Here is a 15,007-nt window from a genome sequence, read left to right on the forward strand (position 1 = left end):
CCATGAATGATCTGGCCAACTCCGCAATGACCCCGAAATCTCCGCCGGCGCGTATCGACTTCAATACGCCCGAGCTGCAACGCAAGCGCCGCATGCGGGCGCTCAAAGACCGCCTCACCCGCTGGTACGTGCTGGTGGGCGGCTTGGCCGTGCTCGCGGCCATCACGTTGATCTTCTTCTACCTGGCCTACGTGGTATTGCCGCTGTTCAAGGGCGCGCACCTGGAACAGGAAGCGGCCATGACCCCGGCCTGGATGCAGGATGCCGGCAAGCCGCTGATGATTGCCCTGGAAGAGCAGAACATGGTCGGCCTGCGGATTTCCGACAAGGGCCAGGCATTGTTCTTCGCCACCGAAGACGGCAAGGAACTCAAGCGCGTCGACCTGCCGATCCCGGCCGGTGTCAGCATTGCCTCGATCGGTGAAGACCAGCCTGGCACGCCGCTGGTGACCGTCGGCCTGTCCAATGGCAGCGCGTTGATCCTGCATTACAGCTACAAGGTCACCTACCCGGACAACGTCAAAACCATCACCCCGGCCATTGACTACCCCTACGGTGAAACGCCGCTGAGCCTGGATGAACAAGGCCGGCCACTGGAGCATGTCAGTGCCAGCATCGCTGATTCCAGCCTGATCCTGGCCGGCTCCACCGGTTCGCAACTGCATGTGCTGTCGCTCAAGCAGGAAGAGAACATGCTGACCGGCGAGACCACCAACGAGCAGGCCCGCATCGAGCTGCCACAGATGACCGAGGCAGTGAAGGCAATCTTCATCGACCCGCGCCAGCAGTGGTTGTACGTGATAAACGGGCGTGCCCAGGCCGATGTATTCAGCCTGCGCGACAAGAGCCTGAACGGTCGTTACAAGCTGTTGGAAGATGCCAACGCCGAAGTGACGGCCAGCACCCAGTTGGTGGGTGGCATCTCGTTGGTGATCGGCAACTCCAAAGGCGGCCTGGCCCAGTGGTTCATGGCCCGTGACACCGATGGCGAGTTGCGCCTGCAGCACATCCGCGACTTCCAGATGGGCACCGCGCCCATCGTCGATATCACCGCCGAACAGCGTCGCAAAGGCTTCATTGCCCTGGACGCCACTGGCCACCTGGGCGTGTTCCACAGCACCGCGCACCGCACCTTGCTGGTCGAGCCGGTAGCGCAAGGCCCAGGCGTATTGGCCATGTCGCCGCGGGCCAACCGTATATTCATCGAAGAAGGCGGCAAGCTGCTGCCCATGGGCCTCGACAACCCGCACCCGGAGGTTTCCTGGAGCGCGTTGTGGGACAAGGTGTGGTACGAAAACTACGATTCGCCCAAATACGTGTGGCAGTCGACCGCGTCCAACACCGACTTCGAGCCCAAGCTGAGCCTGGCGCCGCTGACGTTCGGTACGCTCAAGGCGGCGTTCTACGCCATGCTGCTGGCAGCACCCATCGCCATTGCGGCCGCCATCTACACTGCCTACTTCATGGCCCCCGGCATGCGCCGCAAGGTCAAGCCAGTGATCGAGCTGATGGAAGCGATGCCTACGGTAATCCTGGGCTTCTTCGCCGGGCTGTTTCTGGCGCCGTACCTTGAAGGGCACCTGCCGGGCATCTTCAGCCTGTTGCTGATGACGCCGATTGGCATCCTGGTCGCCGGTTTCGCCTGGAGTCGCCTGCCGGAAGGTATTCGCCTACGCGTGCCGGACGGCTGGGAAAGCGCGATTTTGATTCCGGTGATCCTGCTGGTGGGCTGGTTTTCGCTGTTCATGAGCCCGCACCTGGAAAACTGGTTCTTCCAGGGCGACATGCGCCTGTGGATCACCAACGACCTGGGTATCACCTATGACCAGCGCAACGCTCTGGTGGTGGGCCTGGCCATGGGCTTCGCGGTCATCCCGAACATCTACTCCATTGCCGAAGACGCCGTGTTCAGCGTGCCCCGTGGCCTGACCCTGGGCTCCCTGGCGCTGGGCGCCACGCCGTGGCAGACCCTGACGCGGGTGGTGATCCTGACCGCCAGCCCAGGCATTTTCTCGGCGCTGATGATCGGCATGGGCCGTGCGGTAGGCGAGACCATGATCGTGCTGATGGCCACCGGCAACACGCCGATCATGGACATGAACCTGTTCGAAGGCATGCGCACCCTGGCCGCCAACGTGGCGGTGGAAATGCCCGAGTCGGAAGTCGGCGGCAGCCACTATCGCGTGCTGTTCCTGGCCGCTCTGGTACTGCTGATGTTCACCTTCGTGATGAACACCGTGGCCGAGCTGATCCGTCAGCGGCTGCGCAAGAAATACTCGTCGCTTTAGTAAAAAGGTAGAGATCCGTGAAACAGGATTCCCTGAAAAGCTGGTTCAAGAGCGGCGCCCCCGGTGTCTGGATGAGCGGTGGCGCAGTGTCCATCGCCGTCATCATGACCGTCGGCCTGCTCGCCGTGATCGCCGTGCGCGGCCTGGGCCACTTCTGGCCGGCCGACATCCTGCACGCCACCTACGATGTGCCGAATGCGGCCAGCCAGGTGGTCGTGGGTGAAGTGGTACAGCGTGAAGAAGTACCCCGTGCACAGCTCAAGGGCGCCGGTTTGCCGGTGCCCCAGCAAGGCCCGGAGTTCATGACCCGTGAGCTGATCAAGGTCGGCAACCGCGACCTCTACGGCAGTGACTTCACCTGGGTGGTGGGCGACTGGCTGAACAACCAGACCAAGCCTGCCGAGCTGATGACCCTGGAACGCCGCGAGTGGGGCAACTTCTACGGCTACCTGGTCAACGTAAAAGAAAACGGCAAGGTGGTGGGCGAGGGCGAAGCAGCCTGGCCTGAGTTGCAGGCGCGGCTCAAGCGCAATGCCGCCCTGGCCAGCCAACTGAGCACGCTGGAGAAGAAAGACATCGGCGCCATCAACCATGGCCTCGAACGCCTGCGCCTGCATGGCCGCAAGCTGGAACTGGAGGGCAAGCTGGATGCCGCCGCCCAGGCCGACATGGACGCCGAACGCGCCGAGCTCAATGGCCGCTACAAAGACATCGAAGCGCGCCTGGGCGACCTGCACCAGCAGTTTGCTCGCGACAGCCTGACCGCCCGCGATGGCACCGGCAAAGAGGTGGAGATCAACCTGAGCAAGGTGGTGCACGCCTACCAGCCGAACGCCATGGGGACTTTCACCAAGGTGGGTTTCTACTTCAGCAAGGTGTGGGAGTTCTTGAGTGACGACCCGCGTGAAGCCAACACCGAGGGCGGCATTTTCCCGGCCATTTTCGGCACCGTGATGATGACCCTGATCATGGCCGTGATCGTCACCCCGTTTGGCGTGCTGGCGGCAGTCTACCTGCGTGAATACGCCCGCCAAGGCCCTGTCACGCGGCTGATCCGCATTGCCGTGAACAACCTGGCCGGGGTACCGGCGATTGTCTACGGGGTGTTCGGCCTGGGCTTCTTCGTCTACGTGCTAGGCGGCTCCATCGACCGGCTGTTCTTCCCCGAAGCCTTGCCGGCGCCGACCTTTGGTACGCCGGGGCTGCTGTGGGCCTCGCTGACCCTGGCGCTGCTGGCGGTGCCAGTGGTGATCGTGGCCACCGAAGAAGGCCTGGCGCGTATCCCGCGTACCGTGCGCGAAGGTTCGCTGGCCCTGGGCGCCACCAAGGCCGAGACGCTGTGGAAGATCGTGTTGCCCATGGCAAGCCCGGCGATGATGACCGGCATGATCCTGGCCGTGGCCCGTGCTGCCGGCGAGGTGGCGCCGCTGATGTTGGTAGGCGTGGTGAAACTGGCGCCGTCGCTGCCGGTGGACGGTAACTACCCCTACCTGCACCTGGACCAGAAAATCATGCACCTGGGCTTCCATATCTACGACGTCGGCTTCCAGAGCCCCAACGTCGAAGCCGCACGGCCGCTGGTGTACGCCACGGCGCTGCTGCTGGTGATGGTGATCGCGACGCTGAACCTGTCGGCGGTGGCCCTGCGTAACCACCTGCGCGAGAAGTACAAGGCGCTGGATAGCTGATCGAATTGCAAGCACCGCCCCCTTGCGAAGGAGGGCGGTCAACTGAAACGAATTGTGAGCGTATGGAGCAACCCATGCAGAACGAACCACACACCCACGGCATCAACATGAGCGCCCTGGGCCGCAGCAAGCAGAGCCTGAACATGGCCGACGAAACCGTCGCCATCGATGTGCCGGGCCTTAACCTGTTCTACGGCGACAAGCAGGCCTTGTTCGACGTGGGCATGACCATCCCCAAGCAGCGCGTCACGGCGTTCATCGGCCCGTCGGGTTGCGGCAAGTCGACCCTGCTGCGTACCTTCAACCGCATGAACGATTTGGTGGACGGTTGCCGGGTGGAAGGCGAGATCAACCTGTACGGCCACAACATCTACCGCAAGGGCGAAGACGTGGCCGAGTTGCGTCGTCGCGTGGGCATGGTGTTCCAGAAGCCCAACCCGTTCCCCAAGACCATCTACGAGAACGTGGTGTACGGCCTGCGTATCCAAGGCATCAACAAAAAGCGCGTGCTCGACGAGGCCGTGGAATGGGCGCTCAAGGGCGCGGCGCTGTGGGAAGAGGTCAAGGACCGCCTGCACGATTCGGCCCTGGGCCTGTCTGGCGGCCAGCAACAGCGCCTGGTGATTGCCCGCACCATCGCCGTGGAACCGGAAGTACTGCTGCTGGATGAGCCATGTTCGGCACTCGATCCGATTTCTACGTTGAAAGTTGAAGAACTGATCTACGAACTGAAATCCAAATACACCATTGTGATCGTTACCCACAACATGCAGCAGGCCGCGCGGGTTTCCGACTACACGGCTTTTATGTACATGGGCAAACTGATCGAGTTCGGTGACACGGATACGTTGTTCACCAACCCGGCGAAAAAGCAGACCGAAGACTACATTACCGGCCGCTATGGATAGCGGCAGCTTCGAGCTGTAAGCCGCAAGCTGCAAGTTGGAGCTGCGCGGAGTTCTGAATCACTACATCACCACTTGCAGCTTGTAGCTTGAAGCTCAAAGCTGTCGCGGAGCGACCCCATGATTGATAAAGACAGCCTCACGCACCACATCTCCCAGCAATTCAACGCCGAACTCGAAGAGGTCCGCAGCCACCTCCTGGCCATGGGCGGCCTGGTCGAGAAGCAAGTCAATGACGCTGTTACGGCGCTGATCGAGGCCGATTCGGGCCTGGCCCAACAGGTGCGCGACGTTGATGAGCAAATCAACCAGATGGAGCGCAACATCGACGAAGAATGCCTGCGCATTCTGGCCCGGCGCCAGCCGGCCGCGTCTGACCTGCGTTTGATCATCAGCATTTCCAAGTCGGTGATCGACCTTGAGCGCATCGGCGACGAGTCGACCAAGATCGCCCGCCGTGCCATCCAGCTGTGCGAAGAGGGTGAATCGCCACGTGGCTACGTGGAAGTGCGGCACATTGGCGACCAGGTACGCAGCATGGTCCGTGATGCGCTGGACGCCTTTGCCCGATTCGACGCTGACTTGGCCCTGTCGGTGGCCCAATACGACAAGACCATCGACCGTGAGTACAAGACCGCGCTGCGCGAGCTAGTCACCTACATGATGGAAGATCCCCGCTCGATCTCGCGCGTTCTCAACGTGATCTGGGTGCTGCGTTCGTTGGAGCGCATCGGCGATCACGCGCGCAACATCTCGGAGCTGGTGATCTACCTGGTACGCGGCACCGACGTGCGCCACCTGGGCCTCAAACGCATGAGCGAAGAGGTTCAGGGCATTGCCAAAAAGGCTAATGTTCTGGGTGGTCCGGGCGATAAGTAAGACTGCCCGAGAATAAATGCCCGGCCCCGTGCCGGGCATTTTCGTTTTGCGGCGCACGTATTCAAGGCACCCGCGAGCGAATTAAAAGTCCCGGCGTGACCCAAGATTTGGCAAATGGCCATCAGTCAGCGCTATGCTTGCCGGGATTTTAGAGGAGTGGTCGATGAGTAAGGTCAGTATTCTGGTAGTGGACGACGCGCCATTCATTCGCGATCTGATTAAGAAATGCCTGCGCAACTACTTCCCCGGCGTAGTGATCGAAGACGCAGTGAACGGCCGCAAGGCCCAGGCCTTGATGATGCGCGATAGCTTCGACCTGGTGTTGTGCGACTGGGAAATGCCAGAAATGTCGGGCCTTGAACTGCTGACCTGGTGCCGCGAGCAGGACGCGATGAAAACCCTGCCGTTCATCATGGTGACCAGCCGGGGCGATAAGGAAAACGTGGTGCAGGCCATTCAGGCCGGCGTTTCTGATTTCGTCGGCAAGCCCTTCACCAACGAACAGCTGCTGACCAAGGTCAAAAAAGCGCTGACCAAGTCCGGCAAGCTCGACACCCTGCTGGCCAGCGCGCCTACCCGCGCCAACTCGGCGTTCGCCAATGATTCCCTGAGTGCGTTGACCGGTGGCAAGGCCGAGGCCGTGCGCCCGGCTGCGGCCCCTGTTGCAGCTGCACGCCCTGCGAGCGTTGCGCCAACATCGGCGCCCGTGTCAGGTGGGCGCGGCCAGGGCCAGTTGCGGTTGTCCAGCGGCAACCAGCAATGCGTCATCAAGGCTTTGAGCCTCAAGGAAGCGCTGTTGGTAGTACGTCGCAGCGAGGTCCTGCCACAGGTATTGGAAGGCGCCGTGCTGGACCTGGAACAGGGCGATAACGCCGAAATCGCTCGCCTGAACGGTTACCTGCACGCGGTGGTGGCCTTCGAGCCCAAGCCCGATAGCGACTGGTTACAGCTGACGTTCCGCTTTGTGGACCAGGATGCGCAGAAGCTCGATTACCTGTCGCGGTTGATTGCCCGGGGTACGGTGCAGAAGCACTTTGTGCCTGGGGCTTGATCGGGGGCGCCTGCTGGCCCTCACCCCAGCCCTTTCCCAGAGGGCTGGGGTGAGGGCAACTGCCTCACCCGTGCTACGCTTGGCACAGCTCGCTACTCAGAACCCAACGCCATGCCGCTGCGCACACTCCTGATCTGTGGTCTTTTCCTGGCCTCCAGCCATGCTGCGGCCGCGACCATCTACAAATACACCGACGCCAATGGTGTAACCACTTACACCGACCGCCCCACCCGCAACGCGCAGGTATTCGTGTTCCGCGACCAGATGGTTGAGCACTTGGAGCAACAGGTGCACCTGGACGTGCAAAAACACAATGGTGCCACCACCTTTGCCGCCCGTAACGAGCTGTTCGCCCCGGTCGAGGTCCAGTTGCGCCTGGACGGCCTGGGCAATGTGCGCGGCAGCCAGCCCAAGGTCATCCACCGCATCGTGCCAGCGCGCGCCACGGTGGCCCTGGCCACGCTGACGGCGCAGCAGCCCGGACAGCCGGTGCGTTACGCACAAAAGTTTCGCTACGCCCTGGGCGACCCCTCAGCCACCCCGCGGGCCTATCGCTACCCCTTGCCGTGGCTGGGCGGGCCGTTCCGGCTGACTCAGGGGCCTAACGGCAAGTACAGCCATTTTGGCCCCAAGGGCCGCTATGCCATGGACATCGCCATGCCTGAAGGCACGCCGATCGTCGCGGCGCGGGCCGGCACGGTGGTCAAGGTCGAGAACAATCAGATGGCCGGGCAGGGTGGTGAACCCTCGGGCAACTTCGTGCGCGTGTTGCACGACGACGGCACCATGGGCGTGTACCTGCACCTGATGCACGGCTCGGTCAGCGTTCGCGAAGGCCAGCACGTGAACATCGGGACTGCGCTGGCGCGCTCGGGCAACACTGGCAACAGCAGCGGGCCGCACCTGCATTTCGTGATCCAGCGCAACGTAGGCCTGGCGCTGGAGTCCATCCCGTATGATTTCAACCAGCCGGTAGGGACGTTGCCCAACTTTGCGCTGGGCAACCAATAACAGGGCTCATGTGGGAGCAGAGCTTGCTCCCATAAGAGCGTGGAGTTATTCCTGCAGCAGCACCTTGGCGAGGATGATCTTCGGGCCTTTCATCTTTTTGATGATGATGCGCAAGCCTTCCACATCCAGCACTTCTTCCTCTTCCGGCACGCGCTTGAGCGTCTCGTACACCAGGCCCGCCAGGGTTTCCGCCTCGATGTGGTCAAGGTCCACGCCCAGCAGGCGCTCCACCTTGAACAGCGGCGTATCGCCACGCACCAGCAATTTGCCCGGCTGGTAGGCCAGGATGCCGCGCTCGGCCTTGCGGTGTTCGTCCTGGATATCACCTACCAGCACTTCCAGCACGTCTTCCATGGTCAGGTAGCCAATCACCTTGCCATCGGCTTCCTCGACCAGCGCAAAGTGCGCGCCGCCCTTGCGGAACTGCTCCAGCAGGCGTGACAGCGGCATGTGCCGCGACACGCTTTCCAGCGGGCGGGTCAGCTCGGCCAGGTTGAAGGTTTCCGGCAGGTGGTCCAGCGCGGCCAGTTCCAGCAGCAGGTCCTTGATGTGCAACAGGCCCACGAACTCGTTGCGCTCGGCGTCATACACCGGGTAGCGGCTGAACTTGTGGCGGCGGAACATCGCCAGGATTTCCTTGAGCGGTGCCCTGGAATCCAGGGTTACCAGGTCTTCCCGGGAGTTGGCCCAGTCCACCACTTCCAGTTCGCCCATCTCCACGGCCGAAGCCAGCACGCGCATGCCTTGGTCGCTGGGATCCTGGCCGCGGCTGGAGTGCAGGATCAGTTTCAATTCTTCACGGCTGTAGTGGTGCTCGTGATGCGGGCCAGGCTCGCCTTGGCCGGCGATACGCAAAATGGCGTTGGCGCTGGCGTTGAGCAGGTAGATGGCCGGGTACATGCTCCAGTAGAACAGGTACAGCGGCACCGCGGTCCACAGCGACAGCAGTTCGGGCTTGCGGATGGCCCAGGATTTTGGCGCCAGTTCGCCCACCACGATGTGCAGGTACGAGATCACGAAGAAGGCGCTGAAGAACGAGACACCCTTGATCACTTCTGGCGACTGCACGCCCAAGGCGCCCAGCAGCGGCTCCAGCAGGTGCGCGAAAGCCGGCTCACCGACCCAGCCCAGGCCCAGCGAGGCCAGGGTGATACCCAGTTGGCACGCAGAGAGGTAGGCGTCGAGTTGGCTGTGCACGGTACGCAGAATGTGCCCGCGCCAGCCGTTCTTTTCGGCGATGGATTCAACGCGCGTTGAGCGCAGTTTGACCATGGCGAACTCGGCGGCTACGAAGAAGCCGTTCAGTACAACCAGCAGCAGAGCAAAAAGAATCATGCCGAAATCGGCGAAGATGGAAGCGAGGGTAATGCCGGGGGAAGGGTCCATGATGGAGTTTTACGGGTTCCGTTTTCAGAAATAAGGGGGTGGTGCCGTGCCTGAAGTGCAGGCACAAGACACCCAATGTAGCGGCTGCAAGGTCACTTGCCTAGTGGCTTGGCCGTGGTCGGCTCTGCCGGGCGACTGCTGGAAACTCGTTGCGCCGGTGGGAAGTGGCAGGTGAAGGTGCTGCCCTGGCCCGGGACACTGCTGATTTCCAGGGTGGCGCGGTGGCGCAGCAGCACGTGTTTGACGATCGCCAGGCCCAGCCCGGTGCCGCCAGTATTGGAGGCGCGGCTGGAATCCACCCGGTAAAAGCGCTCGGTCAGGCGCGGCAGGTGCTTGGGGTCGATGCCTATTCCCGAGTCCTGCACGCTGAGGTGCGCGCCTTGGCTGTCGCTCCACCAGCGAATACGGACTTGGCCTTCGTCCGGCGTGTATTTTACGGCATTGAATACCAGGTTGGAGAAGGCGCTGCGCAGCTCGCCCTCGCTGCCCTTGAGCCGCAGGCTGTCGTCTGCTTCCAGAATGATCTGGTGGTTGCGTTGCCCTGAAAGCGCCTTGGCGTCGCTCTTGATCGACTGCAAAAGCGTGGGTACCGCCACGGGCTGGCTATCCGAGGGGTAGTCGGTGGCTTCCAGTTTGGCCAACAGCAACAGGTCGTTGAGCAGCGTCTGCATGCGCCCACCCTGCTGGTGCATTTGCTTGAGGGCGCGGACCCAGCGCGGGTTCACCTCTTCGACGTTATCCAGCAATGTTTCAAGGTAACCCGATATGACGGTGAGCGGCGTGCGCAGCTCGTGGGACACGTTGGCGACGAAATCCTTGCGCATCTGTTCCAACTGGTGAATACGCGTCACGTCGCGCACCAGCATCAAGTGCTCGTTGTTGCCATAGCGGGTGATCAGCAGTTGCACGCGCAAGTGGTCGTTGATCGGCGATGGGATCTCCAGCGGTTCGGCGTAGTTTTCGTTCTCGAAATACTCCTTGAAACGCGGGTGGCGCACCAGGTTGGTCACCGGCTGGCCGCTGTCCTGGGGCGTCTTGAGGCCCAGCAGGGTCTCGGCGGCGCGGTTCCACCATTCCAGGTTGCCGTCGCTGTCGAGCATGATCACCGCGTCTTTCAGGGCCGCGGTAGATTCCTGCACGCGGTCGATCACCGCCTGCAGGCGGCCACGCACGCGTTGGTCGCGCCGTTGCAAGTGGTAGATGCTGTCGAACACGTCACCCCACAGGCCACGGCCGTCGGGCGGTGCTTCGTCGGGTTGGTGGTTTTTCAGCCACTGGTGCAGGCGCAGCAGCTGTTTGAGGGTCCAGGCCAGGTACAGCCCAAGGCCAATGGCCAGGCTCCATCCATAATGGCCGCTGACCAATCCAATCAGCAGGCAGGCCGTCACCAGGAGCAGCATGTGGCGGATCAATATGCTGTGCCAGTTCTGGTTCAATTAACGTCGCGTCCTTTCGAGTTATGGCAGTGTCGGTGCAGCTCAGCTCTTGGTGGAGAACCGGTAGCCTGTACCGCGCACGGTTTGTACCAGATTCTCGTAGGCCGTGCCGAGGGCCTTGCGCAGGCGGCGGATATGAACATCGACAGTGCGCTCCTCGACGTAGACATTGCCGCCCCACACTTGGTCCAGCAACTGGCCGCGGGTGTAGGCGCGCTCTTGATGGGTCATGAAGAATTGCAGCAAACGGTATTCGGTGGGGCCCATCTCGGCCGGCTTGCCGTCGATGGTCACGCGGTGGCTGATCGGGTCCAGCAGCAGGCCACCCACTTCGATCTGTGCTTCACCGTCGCTGGGGCCGGCGCGGCGCAGCACCGCCTTCAGGCGCGCCACCAGCTCACGCGGCGAGAACGGCTTGGTGATGTAGTCGTCGGCGCCCACTTCCAGGCCCTGGATCTTGTTATCTTCCTCGCCCTTGGCGGTGAGCATGATGATCGGAATGTCGCCGGTCAACTCGTCGCGTTTGAGGCGACGGGCCAGTTCGATGCCCGAGGTGCCGGGCAGCATCCAGTCCAGCAAGATGAGGTCGGGCTTGCGATCGACGATGATCGCGTGGGCCTGCTGGGAGTTTTCCGCTTCCAGGCAGTCATAGCCAGCCATTTCCAACGCAACGGCGATCATTTCGCGAATTGGCGCTTCGTCGTCAACGATCAGAATGTTCCTGCCAACCATGCTGCAAACCTCTTGTCATTCAAGTGTCTTGGGCCGCATTAGATAACGGAATTATTGCAGTCGTGTGACAGCCGCATGCCAGCCTAACAAGTTCGGGGGTCTCGTCTAAGCTGTAATTTCACTTACCAAGAACAACAAGAGGTAAATCCAATGACACGACATACGCTGAAATGGATGGCCTTATGCGGCGCTGCCGCCCTTAGCTTCCCAGCCCTGGTACAAGCCGCGGAGCCGGCCATGACCAAAGACGGCATGTTGGTGGACCACCACGGCATGACGCTTTACACCTACGACAAGGACAAGGAGGGCATGTCCAACTGCATGGACAAGTGCGCCGAGAACTGGCCGCCGCTCAAGGCTGATGCCATGGCCAAGGACGATGGCAAATGGACCGTGCTCAAGCGCGCCGATGGGACCATGCAGTGGGTGTATGACGAAAAACCCCTGTACACCTTCAAGATGGACAAGGCCGCCGGCGACAAGATGGGCGACGGCAAGATGGACGTCTGGCACATCGCCAAGCCTTAACCGCTCGTTTTTGCGCTGGCCGCCTGGCGGTCAGCGCATCGCGTAATCAGCGACGATGCCGAGGAAAATCGACAGCCCCGCCCAATGGTTGTGCAAAAACGCCTTGAAGCACGCCATGCGCTCGCGCTCGCGGGTTTTCCATGATTGCCACACAAAGCACAGCGCCGCTCCCAGCAGGCCCAAGTGGAACCAACCACCCAGGTCGAAGCGCGCGCCGGCCAGCAACAGGCAGCACAGGGCCAGGCCTTGCAGCAGGCCGATGATCACCCGGTCCGAGTCACCAAACAGAATCGCCGTGGACTTGACCCCGATGCGCAGGTCGTCATCGCGGTCGCACATGGCGTAATAGGTGTCGTAGCCTACGGTCCACAGCAGGTTGGCGATCCACAGCAGCCAGGCGGCTGCCGGCAGTTCGCCGGTTTGCGCGGTGAATGCCATCGGCATGCCCCAGGAAAACGCCGCGCCCAGCACCACTTGCGGGTAATAGGTGTAGCGCTTCATGAATGGGTAAGTGGCCGCCAGTGCCAGGCCGCCAAACGACAACCAAATGGTGCTGGCATTGGTGCACAGCACCAGGGCGAAACTCAGCGCGATCAGCACGGCAAAAAACACCAGCGCCTCTTTCGAGCTGATCTTGCCACTGGCCAAGGGCCGCTGGGCCGTGCGCTTGACGTGGCCGTCGACCTTGCGGTCGGCATAGTCGTTGATCACGCAGCCCGCCGCGCGCATCAATACCACGCCCAACACGAAGATCACTATGTTGGCCAGCGACGGCGAGCCTTTGCCGGCAATCCACAGCGCCCACAGGGTAGGCCACAGCAACAGGTAGATGCCGATGGGTTTGTCCATGCGGGTCAACTGCACGAAGTCCCAGGCACGCGGATTGATGCGGTTCAGCGATTTGAGCAAATTCTGGTACATCGTCGGGCACTCTCCGAATCAGTGGCGGGCGGCCTGCCACAGGCTGGGCAAAAATACTTCGGCCACCAACACGCTCAGCGGGCCGCGATCAAAGCGCGAGCGCCGGCCCCATAACCCCTCGGTGGCCTGGTCGGCGGGCAACCAGGCAGCGGGGTAGCGGCATACTTCGATGGGCTGGCGCTGGAATGCCTGGTCGCAAAACAGCAACTCGCCCAGCGAGCGGCTGCCCAGGGCATCCAGCGCCAGGCCGCCTTCCAGCAAAGCCTGATGGCCGGCCACGCTGCGGGCAAACACCCAGGCCTGGCCGTGGCCGCGCAAGTACACCTCGCGCACCCAGCCCAGGCTACCCTGCGGCAGGCCGAGGGTTTCGCACTCCTCGGCGCGCAGGGTTTCCCAGTCTTCGTAAAGGGGTGTCACGCTGAAGTGATCGGCGGATAATTGCGTCAGGCGGCGGGTCAGCGAGCCTTGGTCGAACAGCCAGTCACGGGTGGTAGGGTCGGCCGCCGAAGGCGTTTCGAGGGACCATTGCGCGGTGATGGCAGCGGGAGAGGGATGCGACACGGTAGGCGTTTTTCGTCAGCCACAGAGGCGGCGAGCTTAGCATGTTTGCACTTGGGTTTTGACCTGCGCGGGCCGATGCCACTTGCATCCGCCGCCATGGGTCAGTACAAAACGCCCTGAGCCGGCGATCGACCGGCCAGAGCCTGGTTATTAGAGGAACAGCAATGAAAAAGTGGCAGTGTGTGGTGTGTGGCCTGATCTATGACGAAAAAGACGGTTGGCCGGACGATGGCATTGCCCCTGGCACCCTCTGGCAAGATGTTCCAGAAGACTGGCTATGCCCTGATTGCGGCGTGGGCAAGATGGATTTCGAAATGATTGAAATCAACTGATACCTCAACATTCAAAGGAACAGCAGGCATGACGGCACCGGTGGTGATAGTGGGCACGGGCCTGGCGGGCTACAACCTCGCCCGGGAATTTCGCAAGCTGGATGGCGAAACGCCGTTGCTGCTGATTACCGCCGATGATGGGCGCAGCTATTCCAAGCCGATGCTGTCTACCGGCTTTGGCAAAAACAAGGGCGCCGATGGCCTGAGCATGGCCGAGGCCGGCGCCATGGCCGTGCAACTCAACGCCGAGGTACGCACCCATACCCGCATCAGCGGCATCGACCCGGGCCACAAGCGCCTGTGGATCGGTGAAGAGCCGGTGTATTACCGCGACCTGGTGCTGGCCTGGGGCGCCGAGACCGTCAAGGTTCCGGTGGCGGGCGATGCTGGCGAGCTGATCTTCCCGATCAATGACTTGGAAGATTACGCGCGCTTTCGCCTGGCCGCCGAGGGCAAGCAGCGGGTGCTGATCCTGGGGGCGGGCCTGATTGGCTGCGAGTTCGCCAACGACCTGATACTGGGCGGCATCGCCGTCGAATTGGTCGCGCCGTGCGAGCAGGTCATGCCGACCTTACTGCACCCGGCCGCGGCCGCTGCTGTGCAAGCCGGGCTGGAAGGGCTGGGTGCAGTCTTCCATTTGGGTCCGGTGCTCACCCGGTTGCTGCGCGCAGGCGATGGCCTGCAAGCGCACTTGTCCGACGGTACCGTCATCCCTTGCGACCTGGTGGTCTCGGCCATCGGCTTGCGCCCACGTATCGACCTGGCTACTGCCGCAGGCTTGCAAGTGGGCCGTGGCGTCAGCGTGAACCGCCAGCTCAAGACCAGCCACGACAGCATCTACGCCTTGGGCGACTGCGCCGAGGTCGACGGGCTTAACCTGCTGTACGTGATGCCACTGATGAGCTGTGCCCGTGCCTTGGCGCAAACGCTGGCCGGCAACCCCACCCATGTGGCTTACGGCCCTATGCCTATCACCGTTAAAACGCCGGTGTGCCCATTGGTCGTCTCGCCGGTGCCCCGCGGCCTTGAGGGCCAGTGGACGGTGGAAGGCGAGGGCGCCAACATTAAGGCGTTATGCCATGACCCCGACGGCAATCTGCTGGGCTACGCCCTGACTGGCAGCGCGGTGATGGAGAAATTGGCCCTGAACAAGCAGTTGCCCGCCCTGTTGGCGTGATTAAAGGACTTTCTGTCGGAATAACCCTGATTTTGCCCCTACAAAGGTGACCCAGAGGCTGGCGCCGCCCCCGGAGCCGTGCCATCCTCACTCGGTCTGCCGCAGCGTAGAG

General features: G+C 62.1%; 14 protein-coding genes. 9 read left to right on the forward strand and 5 right to left on the reverse strand.

All coding sequences use genetic code 11. From position 1 onward, the window contains the following. Positions 1 to 254 precede the first annotated feature (254 nt). The 6 genes from L9B60_RS12175 (at position 255) to L9B60_RS12200 (ending at position 7,822) form a co-directional block, all read left to right on the forward strand. Positions 255 to 2,288: an ABC transporter permease family protein gene (locus tag L9B60_RS12175; RefSeq protein ID WP_249679721.1), complete on the forward strand. Its 2,034-nt coding sequence runs from the start codon at positions 255 to 257 to the stop codon at positions 2,286 to 2,288. Between the two features lie 71 nt (positions 2,289 to 2,359). Continuing rightward, complete coding sequence (gene pstA / locus L9B60_RS12180; RefSeq protein WP_249679722.1) at positions 2,360 to 3,976, forward strand: phosphate ABC transporter permease PstA; 1,617 nt, start codon at positions 2,360 to 2,362, stop codon at positions 3,974 to 3,976. Positions 3,977 to 4,050: 74 nt separating this feature from the next. Next, on the forward strand, positions 4,051 to 4,884 hold the full coding sequence (gene pstB, locus L9B60_RS12185; RefSeq protein WP_249678945.1) for a phosphate ABC transporter ATP-binding protein PstB: 834 nt from the start codon (positions 4,051 to 4,053) through the stop codon (positions 4,882 to 4,884). Between the two features lie 117 nt (positions 4,885 to 5,001). Further along, positions 5,002 to 5,760 (forward strand): phosphate signaling complex protein PhoU, encoded by a 759-nt coding sequence (gene phoU, locus L9B60_RS12190; RefSeq protein ID WP_249678946.1) that lies wholly within the window; start codon positions 5,002 to 5,004, stop codon positions 5,758 to 5,760. A gap of 163 nt (positions 5,761 to 5,923) precedes the next feature. Continuing rightward, the gene (locus L9B60_RS12195) at positions 5,924 to 6,811 is read left to right on the forward strand and encodes a response regulator (RefSeq protein ID WP_249678947.1); all 888 of its coding nucleotides are present in this window, start codon (positions 5,924 to 5,926) and stop codon (positions 6,809 to 6,811) included. Positions 6,812 to 6,922: 111 nt separating this feature from the next. After that, a complete protein-coding gene (locus L9B60_RS12200; protein WP_249678949.1) occupies positions 6,923 to 7,822 on the forward strand; it encodes a peptidoglycan DD-metalloendopeptidase family protein in 900 nt (299 codons plus the stop codon). A gap of 45 nt (positions 7,823 to 7,867) precedes the next feature. On the opposite strand, the gene L9B60_RS12205 is transcribed toward L9B60_RS12200, so the two are convergent. The 3 genes from L9B60_RS12205 to phoB all read right to left on the reverse strand — a co-directional run bounded on the left by L9B60_RS12205 (position 7,868) and on the right by phoB (position 11,376). After that, on the reverse strand, positions 7,868 to 9,208 hold the full coding sequence (locus L9B60_RS12205; RefSeq protein ID WP_249678951.1) for a hemolysin family protein: 1,341 nt from the start codon (positions 9,206 to 9,208) through the stop codon (positions 7,868 to 7,870). A 92-nt stretch (positions 9,209 to 9,300) separates the two neighbouring features. Then, on the reverse strand, positions 9,301 to 10,608 hold the full coding sequence (gene phoR / locus L9B60_RS12210; RefSeq protein ID WP_249678955.1) for a phosphate regulon sensor histidine kinase PhoR: 1,308 nt from the start codon (positions 10,606 to 10,608) through the stop codon (positions 9,301 to 9,303). 78 nt (positions 10,609 to 10,686) lie between these two features. Beyond that, entirely contained in the window at positions 10,687 to 11,376 is a 690-nt protein-coding gene (gene phoB, locus L9B60_RS12215; RefSeq protein WP_249678957.1) for a phosphate regulon transcriptional regulator PhoB, read from the reverse strand. Positions 11,377 to 11,526: 150 nt separating this feature from the next. On the opposite strand from phoB, the gene L9B60_RS12220 reads away from it, so the two are divergent. Next, complete coding sequence (locus L9B60_RS12220) at positions 11,527 to 11,904, forward strand: COG4315 family predicted lipoprotein (protein WP_249678959.1); 378 nt, start codon at positions 11,527 to 11,529, stop codon at positions 11,902 to 11,904. Positions 11,905 to 11,934: 30 nt separating this feature from the next. On the opposite strand, the gene ubiA is transcribed toward L9B60_RS12220, so the two are convergent. Next, complete coding sequence (ubiA, locus tag L9B60_RS12225) at positions 11,935 to 12,825, reverse strand: 4-hydroxybenzoate octaprenyltransferase (protein WP_249678960.1); 891 nt, start codon at positions 12,823 to 12,825, stop codon at positions 11,935 to 11,937. Positions 12,826 to 12,843: 18 nt separating this feature from the next. Further along, positions 12,844 to 13,386 carry a chorismate--pyruvate lyase family protein gene (locus L9B60_RS12230; RefSeq protein ID WP_438866102.1) on the reverse strand — a complete coding sequence of 181 codons (543 nt, stop codon included), beginning with the start codon at positions 13,384 to 13,386 and terminating at the stop codon, positions 12,844 to 12,846. A gap of 164 nt (positions 13,387 to 13,550) precedes the next feature. Between L9B60_RS12230 and L9B60_RS12235 the strand changes: the two genes are divergently transcribed. Together L9B60_RS12235 and L9B60_RS12240 are read left to right on the forward strand one after the other, a co-directional pair. Next, positions 13,551 to 13,718: a rubredoxin gene (locus tag L9B60_RS12235; protein ID WP_249678962.1), complete on the forward strand. Its 168-nt coding sequence runs from the start codon at positions 13,551 to 13,553 to the stop codon at positions 13,716 to 13,718. A gap of 28 nt (positions 13,719 to 13,746) precedes the next feature. Continuing rightward, positions 13,747 to 14,895: an NAD(P)/FAD-dependent oxidoreductase gene (locus tag L9B60_RS12240; RefSeq protein ID WP_249678964.1), complete on the forward strand. Its 1,149-nt coding sequence runs from the start codon at positions 13,747 to 13,749 to the stop codon at positions 14,893 to 14,895. The last annotated feature ends 112 nt before the right edge of the window (positions 14,896 to 15,007 follow it).

The sequence above is a fragment of the Pseudomonas abieticivorans genome (assembly GCF_023509015.1).
GTDB classification, from domain to species: domain Bacteria; phylum Pseudomonadota; class Gammaproteobacteria; order Pseudomonadales; family Pseudomonadaceae; genus Aquipseudomonas; species Aquipseudomonas abieticivorans.

Bases quoted from the DNA above. Each gene is read 5' to 3' on its own strand.
- phoR (WP_249678955.1), bottom strand. From the start codon at position 10,608: ATGCTGCTCCTGGTGACGGCCTGCCTGCTGATTGGATTGGTCAGCGGC.
- pstA (WP_249679722.1), top strand. From the start codon at position 2,360: ATGAGCGGTGGCGCAGTGTCCATCGCCGTCATCATGACCGTCGGCCTG.
- phoU (WP_249678946.1), top strand. From the start codon at position 5,002: ATGATTGATAAAGACAGCCTCACGCACCACATCTCCCAGCAATTCAAC.
- L9B60_RS12240 (WP_249678964.1), top strand. From the start codon at position 13,747: ATGACGGCACCGGTGGTGATAGTGGGCACGGGCCTGGCGGGCTACAAC.
- phoB (WP_249678957.1), bottom strand. From the start codon at position 11,376: ATGGTTGGCAGGAACATTCTGATCGTTGACGACGAAGCGCCAATTCGC.
- L9B60_RS12200 (WP_249678949.1), top strand. From the start codon at position 6,923: ATGCCGCTGCGCACACTCCTGATCTGTGGTCTTTTCCTGGCCTCCAGC.
- ubiA (WP_249678960.1), bottom strand. From the start codon at position 12,825: ATGTACCAGAATTTGCTCAAATCGCTGAACCGCATCAATCCGCGTGCC.
- L9B60_RS12195 (WP_249678947.1), top strand. From the start codon at position 5,924: ATGAGTAAGGTCAGTATTCTGGTAGTGGACGACGCGCCATTCATTCGC.
- L9B60_RS12235 (WP_249678962.1), top strand. From the start codon at position 13,551: ATGAAAAAGTGGCAGTGTGTGGTGTGTGGCCTGATCTATGACGAAAAA.
- pstB (WP_249678945.1), top strand. From the start codon at position 4,051: ATGCAGAACGAACCACACACCCACGGCATCAACATGAGCGCCCTGGGC.
- L9B60_RS12175 (WP_249679721.1), top strand. From the start codon at position 255: ATGCAGGATGCCGGCAAGCCGCTGATGATTGCCCTGGAAGAGCAGAAC.
- L9B60_RS12220 (WP_249678959.1), top strand. From the start codon at position 11,527: ATGACACGACATACGCTGAAATGGATGGCCTTATGCGGCGCTGCCGCC.
- L9B60_RS12205 (WP_249678951.1), bottom strand. From the start codon at position 9,208: ATGGACCCTTCCCCCGGCATTACCCTCGCTTCCATCTTCGCCGATTTC.